The following is a 13,796-nucleotide window of genomic DNA, read 5'->3' on the forward strand; positions in this document are numbered from 1 at the left end:
TAGGCTATCACATGCCTCTCTCATTGTAAATGGTACGCTACGCCAAACTAGATATTAAAAAAATACAATATATCTACACTATAAAATTTTATTTGAAAATACCGGACATTTAATATTGCAATTTATAGTAATAAAAATTCTTTATTTCAATATTTATGTTAAATCTCTAATATGTTATAATTAAGTTTAGTCGATAAATGTAATAAACACACATATACACTAGAGGAGTGTCACTAATGGAGAAATTAACTTTACAAAAATTAGAATCAACACTGTGGAGTGCTGCTGATATATTAAGAGGAGAACTGAACGCCGCAGAATACAAAGATTACATATTTGGTCTGTTATTTCTTAAAAGAATGAATGACCAATTTCAAGTTGAAAGAGAAACTAAAGAAGAAGATTTCTTAGCTAAAGGAATGGATAAAAAAGAAGTAGACATGATACTTGAAGAGCCATCTATCTATGAAGCTTTTTTTGTTCCTGAAAGGGCAAGATGGGACAAACTTAAAAACTTGAATCTTAATATTGGTCCTGAACTAGACAAAGCTTTCAAATCTATAGAAGATGAACCTAAAAACAGAGAGCTTATTGGAGTTCTAACAACAGCCAATTATAACGATAAAGAACGAGTACCTGACAAAAAACTTTCACAGCTCTTATTACTATTTGATACAATTAATTTATCTAATGATTACTTAGAAAATAAAGATATATTAGGTAATGCATACGAATACCTTATAAAACAATTTGCTGATGAAGGTGGTAAAAAAGGTGGGGAATTCTATACACCACAAGAAGTTGTTAAACTATTAGTTAATATAGTTAAACCACAAGAAGGAGATAGAATATACGATCCTACTGTCGGTAGCGGTGGTATGCTTATAAATTCTACATATTACATAGAAAAACATGGAGGAAACTCTAAGAACGTATCTCTTGCAGGACAAGAAATTAACCTGTCCACATGGGCTATTTGTAAGATGAATATGTTATTCCATGATGCCAGAGGAGCAGATATTAAAAAAGGTGATACTATTAGAACACCTCTAAATATAGAAGGCGGTACATTAAAAACTTTTGACAAAGTTCTTGCCAATCCCCCATTTTCACTTAAAAATTGGGGAATAGAAGAAGCAAAAGCCGACTTGTACAATAGATTTTTATACGGTGTACCACCAAAATCTTACGGAGACTTAGCATTTGTATCTCATATGATTGCCAGTCTTAATTCAAAAGGTAAGATGGGAACTGTAATACCTCATGGTGTATTATTCAGAGGTGGAGCAGAAGGTAAAATTAGAAAAGGTATATTGAAAGATGATTTGATTGAAGCTGTAATCGGATTACCAGCTAATCTATTTTATGGTACTGGTATTCCTGCGGCATTATTAATAATTAATAAGAGTAAACCCGTAGAGAGAAAAGGTAAGGTTTTATTTATAGATGCAAGTCAAGGATTTGATAAAGATGGGAATAAGAATAAGTTAAGAAAAGAAGATATAGAAAAGATTACTAAGACTTATGATGAGTATGAAGACGTTGAGAAGTTTGCTAATGTTGTAAGCTTAGAGAGTATTAAAGAAAATGATTATAATTTGAATATAAGTAGATATGTAGATACTACTGAGCCAGAGCCAGAAGTGGATATTGATGCTGTTATTAAGGAAATTAAGGAGATTAAGGAGAAGTCTAGGGAGACAGAGAGTAAGTTGAATGAGTATTTGGTGGAATTAGGGTATGAAAGTATTTAGTAGAAAGTTGGTGGCATAATGAAAGAAGGATATAAGAAGACGGAGTTAGGGGAAATACCAGTTGATTGGGAAGTGGTGAAAATAGATAATATTTGTTCGGTTACTAAATTAGCTGGATTTGAATTTACCCAATATATAGATTATAGTGATGATGGTGAAATTATTGCTTTAAGAGCATTGAATTTAAAAAACGGAAAATTAGATTTGAATGATACAAAGAGAATTAAAAAAACTATATCAGACAAATTAAAAAGATCTAAATTATATAAAGATGATATAGTATTTTCATATGTGGGTACAGTTGGAGAAGTAGCAATAGTTTCTAAATCAAATAAATATCATCTAGCACCTAATGTGGCTAAAATAACTAGTAATAACAATAATTTTACTAATTTTATCTATCATTATTTAACTTCTAATTTTGCAAAAAAAGAAATTAGTAAGTATTTAACAACAACATCACAACCTGCTTTATCTATGAGTAATATTAGACAGTTAAGAATTGTACTTCCTTCCCTACTAGAACAACGAAAAATAGCCTCCATCCTATCAAAAGTAGACAAACATATTGAAGAAACAGACGCATTAATAGAAAGAACAAAAGAACTTAAAAAAGGATTAATGCAAAAACTTCTTACTAAAGGGATTGGACATACAGAATTTAAAAAGACGGAAGTGGGAGAGATACCTGTTGAGTGGAAAGTGAAGAAGTTAAGTAATTTAGCTAATATAAAAAGAGGTGCGTCTCCTAGACCAATTAAAGATAAGAAATGGTTTTCAAATAATAAAGAAGTAGGATGGATAAGAATCTCTGATGTTACAAAGACAAAAAAATATTTGCGTAAAACACAACAATACCTTTCAGAAGAAGGTATTGCTAAAAGTAGATTAGTCAATAAAGGTGATTTAATTATGAGTATATGTGCAACAGTAGGTAAACCTATATTGATTGATATGAAAGCATGTATTCATGATGGGTTTGTTGTTTTTGATAATCTAAATAATGATTTAGCTATAAAGGAATATGTATTTTACTATTTACAAAAACAAGAAGGGATATTTAAATCAAAAGGTCAAACAGGTACACAATCAAATATAAATACAAGTATAGTTGGAATTACTTTAATTAATCTTCCTCCATTGGCTGAACAAAAAAAGATTGTGAATATATTAAAAGAAGTAGACAATCAGATTGAAGAATATGAAAAAAAACATAATAGATTAACCCAAGTAAAACAAGGTCTAATGCAACAACTCCTAACAGGCAAAAAACGAGTGATCTAACTTAAATATATAAATTCTATTTTAATCAATTTGGGGGTGAATAAATGTCTATTCTCGGAAACGAAGAAACATTAGTAGAACTACCAGCAATAAACTACTTAACAACTAACTTAAATTACGACTTTATAGAAGGACAACAACTAACACCCGAAAACGGTGAACGTGATTCCATGACAGAAGTTATTTTAACCAATAGATTAGAAAAAGCACTAAAACGAATCAATCCATGGATGAATGATAGCAACATAACTAAAGCAATCAGATACCTAACCAGACCAGAAAACTTAGGTATTAACTTATATGAAATCAACGAAAAAATATATGATACCATTGTTAACTTATTTTACTCACTTGACCAAGATTTAGATAACAGTGGGCAGAAGAAATTACATACAGTAAAATATATAGATTGGGACAATATAGATAACAATGAATTTTTAGTAACAAGACAATTCAAAGTTCATGGTCCCCAAGAGAATATTATCCCCGACATAACAATATTCATTAACGGTATACCAGTAGTAGTTATAGAATGTAAATCTCCATTCTTAGAAAAAAACAATAATGAAAACATGGGAAAAGATGAAGCTTACAAACAACTACGTAGATATATGAACCTAAGAGAAGGAGATATTATTGAGGGTGCAGAGAGATTGTTCTACACTAATTTTATTACTGGAATTCTCAATAAATATCATGGCTATCTAGGAACTATAAGTTCATCATATCAATATTATCAAGAATGGAAAGATCCATATCCTTTTATGAAAAAGGATATGCAAGGGGTAGAAGATAACGGACAGAACATTTTTTTGCAAGGAGTCCTAGAAAAAAACAACTTGTTTGATATAATGAGAAACTTCCTTCTCTTTGAAGGTGGAGTTAAGAAAGTATGTAGATATCAACAGTTTCGAGCAGTCAATAAAGCTTTAGCAAGACTTAAAAATGGTAAAAGTTCTATTAACAGAGGTGGTGTCATATGGCACACTCAAGGTTCAGGTAAAAGCTTAACTATGGTATTTTTAGCTAGAAAATTAAGAAGGATTAAGGAGCTAGAAGACTCTACTATTCTAGTGGTAACTGATAGGATAGACCTTGATAAGCAGATATACCAGACTTTTATGAGAACTTTATCTAGCATTACAACACCTGTAAGAGCGGATAGTGTGGCTAGATTGAAAGAGCTCTTAGAGTATGCCTTGCCACAGATTATTATGACTACAATATTCAAGTTCCAGACTGAAAAGGAACAAAAAGAAGTCCTAAAGGATAATAAGCAGGCGAACAATTTACAATATGATAAACAGTTTCCAGTACTCACAACTAAAACAAACGTTATAGTACTTACTGACGAAGCACACCGTAGTCAATATAAAGGCATGGCTAAAAATATGAGAGATGCTTTACCTAATGCAGCATTTCTTGGCTTTACAGGTACACCAATAGATAAGAAGGATAAATCAACTAAGAGGACATTTGGTTCATACATTGATAAATACGGCATTAAAGATGCTGTTGCAGACGGGGCAACAGTAAAAATCGTATATGAAGGCAGAAAACCAGAATTACAACTTAAGGCTGATACATTGGAAGAGTTATTTAATGAATCGTTTGATAATAGAAATGAAGAAGAGAAAGAAGCTATTAAGCAGAAATATGCTAATAAGATTGCAATTATTGAAGCTGATAACAGAATTGATGATATAGCAAAAGATATGTTAGAACACTATAGAGAACAGATATATCCTAGTGGTTTCAAAGCTCAGATTGTCTGTATATCAAGAGAAGCGTGTGTTAAATATTATAATGCACTGACTGAACATATGAAAGAAATAATGGGGGAAGACCTTGAAGTTAGAATCATATATTCTTGCAGTGCTAATGATGAACAACATCTAAAAGAACACATGACTACTAAGGCTGAACAGGAGAAATTTATAGAAAGGTTCAAGCGTCCTATAGAAGATGATAGATTATGTTTTATCATCGTCAAAGATATGTTATTAACTGGTTTTGATGCACCTATAGAACAGGTAATGTACTTGGACAGACCGTTAAAAGAACACACTTTATTACAAGCTATAGCAAGGGTTAACAGAACTTATGATGAAAATAAGAAATGTGGTTATGTTGTAGATTATTATGGTATTTCTAATTATTTAGAAGAGGCATTGTCGGTATTTGATAAAGAAGAGCTTGGAGAGCCTATGGAATCTATTGATTCTATTAATAAACTGATGCTTACTTATAGAGAAGCAGTTATGAAGATGTTTCAAGGTATAGATAGGGATAATCTGGATGGTTTAGTCAATAGGATTAAGCCAGAAGATAAGAGGGCAGAATTTGAACTTGCTTATAAGAGATTTGCCAGTACTATGGAACAGATTTTACCTTCTCATGTACCAACTGAAAATATTAATGATTTGAAATGGTTATCTTATATAAGAGCTGCTGCAAAAGCAAGATTCCAGCCTGAGAATAAATTAGACATTGCAGGCTGTGGTAGTAAAGTAAGAGAAATCATATCTGAGCACCTTAAGTCCAATGGAGTTAGACAGTGGATTGAACCTATAACTTTATTTGATTCTGATTTTGAAGATAAGATAAAGTCACAGAAATCAAATGAAGCAGTAGCATCTAGCATGGAGCACGCTGCTAAACATGTTATTAATGTTAGGATGGACGATAATCCAGTATATTACACTTCATTATTAGATAAGTTACAACATATTCTCGATGAAACCATCAATGATTGGGTAGCTAGAAAGAAGAGATTGAAAGAGTTCATAGAGAACGACATAAAGAATGGAGTGACAAAAGAGGCAGAGTTACTTGGATTGTCCAAAGAGGAATATGCATTTTTTGAAACGGTTAAAAAACAATTGAATGATGATTATACTGAGGAAGTAAGTGTTGCTAAGGAAACAGAAGCTGAGTATGTGTCAGATGATATTGTTGTTTTATCCAAGAATATTGCGAAAGATGTTGCAGATATAGTTAAGAAGAATTATGTTATTGACTGGACTACTAATCCTAGTAAAACAGATGATATAAAGACAGCGATTTATTTACAACTTACAACACAATATTTTACTCAGATCAATATTGGAGCAAGAAATAGACTGATACAACCATTGTTACAATTGGCTAAAAAACATTTTTCATAGATTAGAGGGAAAATATGAGACTAGAAATAAAATATGGAACAAAGGTTATTGAGTTTAGTGTTGAGTATAGAGATAGAAAGACTTTAGAGATAAGCGTTGAAGCCCCAAATACTGTGAATGTAGTTGCTCCATTAGGTACACAGGAAGAAGTAATTAAGAAAAAAGTTCATAAAAAAGCATCTTGGATAGTACAGAGACTATATGAATTTAGAGACATAGAGTATAGGAAGATTAACAGAGAGTATGTTTCTGGTGAAAGTTTTATGTATTTAGGGAGAAATTATTCTCTAGAGCTAATAGTTGATGAAAATACTAAGAGTAATGAAGTTAAGTTATATCAAGGTAAGATATATATTATTTCTAATACTAAGAGTGAAGCCGTACTTGAGAAGCTTATGGAGAGCTGGTATAGAAACAAAACATTAATAAAAGTCACAGAATGCGTAGAGTATTATAAATGTATGTTTAATATACAACCTTCTAATATTAAAGTTAAGGAACAAAAAAAGAGATGGGCTAGTTGTACTTCTAAGAATGAGTTGTTATTCAACTGGCGTTGTGTTATGGCACCTTCTGACGTATTGGATTATATAGTTGTTCATGAGATGTGTCATATGATGTACCCTAATCATTCTATAGATTTTTGGAATATGCTTGAATCCATTTTACCTGATTATAAAAACAGGAAAGCTTGGTTGAAGAAATTTGGAGTAAGAATGGATTTATAAATTATTTGAAATAGTATAGTAATTAAGGACTAGTTAATATATAATAAAATTATGTTAAATATTGGATATGGGTTTATAATTACTATTAGAAGTTGAGAATTTAAGTTAAGAGGGTGATAAATTGATTAGGAGTTTTAGTTTTGAGAATTTTAAAAGCTTTGTTAATACAACATTAGATATTGAACAACTAACTATAATGGTAGGAGCTAATGCAAGTGGAAAAACAAATGCAATAGAGGGTATTAAAATATTGTCTGAACTAGTAACTGGAAGAGATATTTCAGATATTTTAGATGGTACCAAAAATTCTAAAGGTTGGATTAGAGGGGGCAGTGATGCTTGTCCTAGATTTAATTCGAATCATTTTACTTTAGGTTGTGTTATTGGATATGATGATAGTACGGATTTGAAATATAAGGTTACAATTAAAGTGAATGAAAAAATTCATATAAAAGAAGAAAGATTAGATAGAATAATATATAATGGCGAAAAAGTTATAGTTGAAAATATTTTCTGTACTAAGAAATTAACTAATTATTCTGGAATGATAAAAGCAGAATATAGTAATGGCGAAAATGGACCTAATCCAGTAATTGAATGTGTGGGTGGAAATTGTATACTTAGTCAATTGGCGACTAAAATACCAATAAATAGCGAATATGATAAGAAAATTATTGGTGAAATTAATCATGTAGTTAGCAGATTGAGGAACATACTATTTTTTAACCCTGAACCTACAAGCATGGAAGTATATTCTAGAATTAATGATGTGGAGATGAAACCAGATGGTTCTAACCTACCTTCTGTACTTCATTATTTATGTAGAGAGATGAAAAAGAAAGAAAAAATATTAGAAATAATAAGAGTTCTGCCAGAAAATGAGTTTGAAGATATTTCTTTCGATAAAACGTCTATTGGTGATGTTATGTTTAAGGTAAAAGAAAAAGTAGGGATAAAAAAGTATGATATTGAATCAGAAAAATTAAGTTATGGTACATTAAGAGCATTATCAATAGTTGCTGCACTTCTTCAAGGGAAAGAACGGTCTATGATTATTATAGAAGAAGTTAATAATGGTATTCATCCTAGTAGAGCTTCAAAGCTTATTGATATAATATCAAGTGTATCAAAAGAAAGAAATATTGATACATTAATCACAACTCACAATACAGCTTTACTAAATGCTGTTGATAAAGAAAATTTACAAGGTGTAGTTGTGTGTTATAGAAATGTTTCATCAGGTAGTAGCAAATTTATTTCTTTAATAGATATTGAAAAATATCCTACATTAATGGCAAAAGGAAAGCTAGGAGAATTATTAGAAAAAGATGAAGTTAATAAAGCTATTATAAATAATAAAAATAAAAGAAAAAATTGTTATACTTGGATGGAGGAATAGTTAAATATGAATGTACATTTTATTGACACCTCTATACTAGTAAATATCTTAGATATTCCTAATATGAATTCTGATAGAGATAGAGTATTAGAGGAATTTAATAGACTAAAAGAAAGTGAAATTGATACGCTTATTTTACCTTTAGCTACTATAATTGAAACTGGTAATCACATTGCACATATAAGTAATGGAAGTATTAGGAGAACTAAAGGAAAAAGAATGGGTGAAATGTTAAAGGATATGGCAAATAATAGAGCTCCTTGGACATACTATGAAAAAGAAATTGAAAATGAGGATTTATTATATTTAGCTGAAAAATTTCCGGATATGGCTATGAACAAAACAGGATTAGGAGATTTATCTATTATTGCTGCTTATAATAAGTATAAAGACTCAGTACCTGCTATAGGACGGATAAGAATATGGAGTCTAGATTCACATTTAAGTTCATATGAGCAACAAATGACTATAAGTAAAAGAAGAAAAAGATAATATAATTATTTTTAATACATAAAATTCAAATATATATATTATTAATATGAAGTTCAACTTTTATGTTTTATTTTATAAATTGTTAGAAAAGTTTATTGTCAAGCAAAGTCTCCTATAAATAATAGGAGCTTTTTTACGTAAAAAAATACCCATATCCCCACCCCAAACAAAAAAATTCATCATTTTCATAATAATTAACAATTTATTCATATTTAATTCAAATTAAATAGCTAAAATAAGAGATATTGATATTGCTAAAATATCATATTTGTATACAAGGAGGATTAACACATGGAAATAACAAGTTTATCTGATAAAGAGCAGATAATATACCTATTAAGAGAAGAAGTAAACAAAGTGATTGTTGGTCAGGACTATATGATTGATAGAATACTTATTGGACTTATGACTGGCGGACATATTTTATTAGAAGGAGTTCCAGGGCTAGCTAAATCATTAGCTGCAAGTACTATAGCTAAGGTCAGTGGAGTTGATTATAAGAGAATACAATTCACTCCGGACTTATTACCAGCAGATATTCTTGGTACTGAAATATATAACCAGAAGAATGGTGAATTCGTAATCAAGAAAGGACCTATTTTCAGTAATCTAATTCTTGCGGATGAAATAAATCGTGCACCTGCAAAAGTTCAATCAGCTTTACTTGAAGCGATGCAGGAAAAACAAGTAACAATAGGAGATACAACCTATAAGTTGGAAAGACCTTTTTTAGTAATAGCAACACAGAATCCTCTTGAAGAACAAGGTACTTATCCATTACCAGAAGCTCAACAGGATAGATTCATGATGAAACTGAAGATCAAGTATCCTAACAGGAGTGAAGAAAGTCAAATTATTGATCGCTTTTCTATGGAAGGTTACTACCAACCGAATCTAAGGAAAATTCTATCGTGTAGAGATATTCTTGAATTGAGACAGAATATAAATAATATCTACATAGATGAGAATGTGAAGAATTATGTGCTTGATATTGTTTTGAAATCAAGAGAAAAATCACGTTATATAGCTTGCGGAGCTTCCCCACGTGCGAGTATCAACTTAATAAAATCAGCAAAAGGAAGAGCATTTCTAGAAGGACGTGACTATGTAGTACCAGATGATATAAAATCCATGGCTTTTGATGTGTTAAGACATAGAATACTACTTTCATATGAAGCAGAAGCTGATAATGTTACTTCTGAAGATATTATTACAGCAATTTTAGAACAAGTTAATCTACCATAGATAGGAGCTTCAAATAATGGTATCAAAAGAATTGATTAAGAAAATAAGAGAAATAGAGATAAAATCAAATAAAATAGTTGAAGAAATATTTTCAGGAGAATATCGTTCAGGTTTCAAAGGAAAAGGGATGGAATTTGATGATATCAGACAGTACTATCATGGTGATGATGTAAGGAATATTGATTGGAATGTTACTGCACGCCATAATAAAGCATTTGTAAAACAGTTTTGTGAAGAACGAGAACTCAATATGTTTTTGATTATTGACATGTCAAAATCCAGTGATTTCGGTAACAAAAAAGAATTAATAGCTCAGATTGGTGCTACATTGGCATTATCGGCTTGCAAAAATAATGATAAAGTAGGTATTATGTTATTTACTGAAGAGGTGGAAAAATGGATTCCATCCAAGAACGGTAGGAAGCATGTTCTGTCAATTATAGAAAATATTCTCGATTTCAAACCTAAGTTGAACGGTACTAATCTTTCAAAGGCTTTACAGTATTTTAATAAAGTCGAGAAAAAAAGAAGTGTAGTATTCGTCATATCAGATTTCCTTGATGAAGGATACAAAAAGGATTTGAATATAACTGCAAAAAGACATGATTTAGTAATGGTTCGTGTTATTGACAGATCAGAAGAAGTGATACCAAAAGGAGCTATATTCACTTTTGAAGATCTGGAAACAGGAGAAGTTATTGCACTTGATAATCTAAAGAAAGAGTATAGATTAGATAATAATATTAAAATGTATAGAAGAAATACCATTAATATCTATACTGATGAGGATTATTACAAACCGTTAAAACAATTTTTTAGAAGAAGGGGTAATAGATGAAAAAAAGAAGAATAAGAGTTATCTTTTGTATGATATCTTTGGTATTACTTATTTCATCTGTATCTATATTAGCTGAAGAAAGGGATATATATGTGGGCGACTTGATCAACATAAAAGTTGACACATTATTATATGATGAAGATGATTTAAGAGATAAATTCAAAGATTTTGAAATAGTTGATATTAAAGATACTGAAGAAGGTTACATATTGACACTGCGTAGCTTTGAAACTGGTAAAAAGACTGTTAAGTTGGATAATAAGGAAATAGAAATTGACATTAAGTCAACTCTTGATGAGATTGATAGAGATGAGCCTTATGAGGGTGAGCTTAATACAGAATCTCATGGGTTTTCATTTGATTATAGCTATGTATTTTATTTGTTGTTGATTATATTTTTAGTTGCAGTTAGTATTACCATAATTAAGTTCATTAGAAAAAGAAAGAAAATCTCTCTTAGTATATATCAACGTTTCAAGAATGATATAGATAGTATTTCATTAGAGGATCATGATTGTTTCGTTAAGATGACATTGAGTTTGAAAAATTATTTACAATCCAAATATCAATGTTCCATAAGAGGTAAAACTTGTGATGAAATCATGCTGGAGATTTCTCCAATAACTAACTTAAAAGATTTATTGACTGATATTAAATCATGGCTTAAGATAAGTGATTATTATAAATTCTCAGGTGTGGTTGTAACGATAGAACAAAAACAAGAGTTACTTAACAAACTTATAGCATTAGTTGAAAAAATTGAACAAGCAAAAGAGGTAGAAGTATGATACGATTAGCGAATTGGTATTTCTTGTTGTTGATACCTTTTATAATTTATATTTTTATAATTAAGAAAAACAAAAGTACATTAAAGTTTTCTAGTGTTAAGCTTCTGAGAAGTTCTGGCTTGAAAAAAACTTATAAGCATAAGATTGGGAAATATATCATATGTTTGAGTTTGGTTATTTTAGTTGTTGCATTAGCAAGACCTCAGGAGACTAATCAGCCTGATGTTATAAAACAAAAAGGAATAGACATTGCAATGGTACTTGATGTATCTGGTTCTATGGAGTCTGTGGATTTCAAACCTGATAGACTTAGTGTAGCGAAAGATACGATTAATGAATTTGTCAATGAAAGACCTTCTGATAGATTGGCTTTGGTCATTTTTGCCGGGACTGCATATACGAGAATTCCATTGACACTTGATCATAATATCTTGAAACAGTCGTTGAAAGATATAACTACAGAATCTGTTAATGATGATGGTACAGCAATAGGTATGGCTATATCTGTAGGTCTTAACAGACTCAAGAAAAGTGATTCAGCATCTAAGATTATGATATTAGTAACAGATGGTGATAATAATGCTGGGACAATTAATCCTAGTACTGCGGCTGATTTAGCAAAAGAATTAGGGATTAAGATATATACTATCGGTGTTGGAACGGATGAAGCGATTTATAAAGGAATAGATTTTTTTGGACAAACAACATATCAAAGAGGTGGAGCTTCGCTTAATGAAGAGTTGTTGCAAGAGATTTCGGATGTTACAGGAGGACAATATTATAGAGCGAAAGATCCAGAAACCTTGTCTAAGATATTTAATACTATAAATGAATTGGAAAAAACAAAATTTGATAGAGATGATTTTATAAATTATAAGGAACTCGCTTTCCCTTTGATTATGATTGCTCTTATTCTGTTGTTGTTAGGAATATTCCTAGACCGATATTATTATATTAAGATTCCGTAAACTATAGCTGCTATGATATAAAAGGAGGGTTAATTGCAATTGAATGGTATAGAATTCAAATATCCTTTTAATGCAATATTCATCATAGTTTTGATAGCATGTGTTGCAATATTTATACTAGGGTATTTTAAAAAGAAAAAAATAATGCAATTATTAAAGTTTAGTACTAAGGTTAGATATGTATATATTAAGATTATGTTAATGACTATCGGAATTGGTTTGATAGTATTTTCACTTTTGGGACCTCAGAGGCTTAAAGGTTTTACCAATGTAGATAGAAACGGACTTGATATATATGTTCTGATTGATACATCTAAGAGTATGTTAGTTGAAGATATTAAGCCTAACAGAATTGATAGGGCTAGAAAAATAATTGAAGATATAGTTGATAATCTGGAAGGAGATAGAATAGGTTTTATTCCTTTCTCTTCATCAGCGTATGTACAAATGCCACTTACAGATGATTATGATTTAGCTAAAATGTTTCTTAATGTTATAGATACGGACATGATAGGTGGGGGTGGCAGTAATGTTGGTAACGCATTAGATTTAGCTGCTAAATCCTTTGATAATACATCTAGTTCTGATAAAGTGGTAATAGTTCTTAGTGATGGAGAAGAACATGATAATGATAGTGTAAAAACATTAAAGAATATAAAAGATGATAATCTGAAAGTATTTACTATTGGTATAGGTACGGATAAAGGTGGATTAATTCCTATATATGACGAGATATCCAATAATATAATTGGATATAAAAAGGACCAGAATGGACAGCATGTAATGTCCAAATTACACTCAGAGGTACTTGAAGAACTTGCTCAAGAAGGAAAAGGTTCATATTATCAATCAACTTTAACAGGGGAGGAAATCAGTTCTCTTACTAATGCTATTCGTTATCTGAAAAGGGATGTAATAGAGACTCAGAAAGTCAAGAGATATAAGCAACTATATCAATACTTTCTAGGTGCTGGAATATTGATATTTTTATTAGCGTATTTCATTCCAGAAAGACTAACTATTAAAAGTCAAGACTAAAATAAATTATTTTGTTTGAACACTTAAAAACATTTAAACAAATTTGAACACTGAAAATTGCATGGCAAATAGAGCATCTTCACAGGTGCTCAAAA

At 30.5% G+C, this 13,796-nt stretch carries 11 protein-coding genes; all 11 read left to right on the top strand.

Annotation, left to right across the window (positions count from 1 at the left end; translation table 11 throughout):
* The first annotated feature begins 236 nt into the window (after positions 1 to 236).
* The 11 genes from QMG30_RS24585 to QMG30_RS24635 all read left to right on the top strand — a co-directional run bounded on the left by QMG30_RS24585 (position 237) and on the right by QMG30_RS24635 (position 13,701).
* A complete protein-coding gene (locus QMG30_RS24585) occupies positions 237 to 1,754 on the top strand; it encodes a type I restriction-modification system subunit M (protein ID WP_281819864.1) in 1,518 nt (505 codons plus the stop codon).
* An 18-nt stretch (positions 1,755 to 1,772) separates the two neighbouring features.
* The gene (locus QMG30_RS24590; RefSeq protein WP_281819865.1) at positions 1,773 to 3,038 is read left to right on the top strand and encodes a restriction endonuclease subunit S; all 1,266 of its coding nucleotides are present in this window, start codon (positions 1,773 to 1,775) and stop codon (positions 3,036 to 3,038) included.
* Positions 3,039 to 3,082: 44 nt separating this feature from the next.
* Positions 3,083 to 6,205 (top strand): type I restriction endonuclease subunit R, encoded by a 3,123-nt coding sequence (locus QMG30_RS24595; RefSeq protein ID WP_281819866.1) that lies wholly within the window; start codon positions 3,083 to 3,085, stop codon positions 6,203 to 6,205.
* Between the two features lie 14 nt (positions 6,206 to 6,219).
* A complete protein-coding gene (locus QMG30_RS24600) occupies positions 6,220 to 6,933 on the top strand; it encodes a M48 family metallopeptidase (RefSeq protein WP_281819867.1) in 714 nt (237 codons plus the stop codon).
* A gap of 121 nt (positions 6,934 to 7,054) precedes the next feature.
* Positions 7,055 to 8,332, top strand: coding sequence for an AAA family ATPase (locus QMG30_RS24605; protein WP_281819869.1), 1,278 nt, complete (start codon positions 7,055 to 7,057; stop codon positions 8,330 to 8,332).
* Positions 8,333 to 8,338: 6 nt separating this feature from the next.
* The gene (locus tag QMG30_RS24610; protein WP_281819871.1) at positions 8,339 to 8,824 is read left to right on the top strand and encodes a hypothetical protein; all 486 of its coding nucleotides are present in this window, start codon (positions 8,339 to 8,341) and stop codon (positions 8,822 to 8,824) included.
* A gap of 291 nt (positions 8,825 to 9,115) precedes the next feature.
* Entirely contained in the window at positions 9,116 to 10,069 is a 954-nt protein-coding gene (locus tag QMG30_RS24615; protein WP_281819872.1) for an AAA family ATPase, read from the top strand.
* A gap of 16 nt (positions 10,070 to 10,085) precedes the next feature.
* The gene (locus QMG30_RS24620) at positions 10,086 to 10,907 is read left to right on the top strand and encodes a DUF58 domain-containing protein (protein WP_281819874.1); all 822 of its coding nucleotides are present in this window, start codon (positions 10,086 to 10,088) and stop codon (positions 10,905 to 10,907) included.
* On the top strand, positions 10,904 to 11,695 hold the full coding sequence (locus tag QMG30_RS24625) for a hypothetical protein (protein WP_281819875.1): 792 nt from the start codon (positions 10,904 to 10,906) through the stop codon (positions 11,693 to 11,695). The genes QMG30_RS24620 and QMG30_RS24625 overlap by 4 nt, the downstream gene beginning before the upstream one ends.
* The gene (locus QMG30_RS24630; protein ID WP_281819876.1) at positions 11,692 to 12,663 is read left to right on the top strand and encodes a VWA domain-containing protein; all 972 of its coding nucleotides are present in this window, start codon (positions 11,692 to 11,694) and stop codon (positions 12,661 to 12,663) included. Before QMG30_RS24625 ends, QMG30_RS24630 begins: the two co-directional genes overlap by 4 nt.
* A gap of 33 nt (positions 12,664 to 12,696) precedes the next feature.
* On the top strand, positions 12,697 to 13,701 hold the full coding sequence (locus QMG30_RS24635; RefSeq protein WP_281819877.1) for a vWA domain-containing protein: 1,005 nt from the start codon (positions 12,697 to 12,699) through the stop codon (positions 13,699 to 13,701).
* Positions 13,702 to 13,796: the final 95 nt, after the last annotated feature.

The organism is Vallitalea longa (assembly GCF_027923465.1).
In the GTDB taxonomy this organism is placed as follows: Bacteria; Bacillota; Clostridia; order Lachnospirales; family Vallitaleaceae; genus Vallitalea; species Vallitalea longa.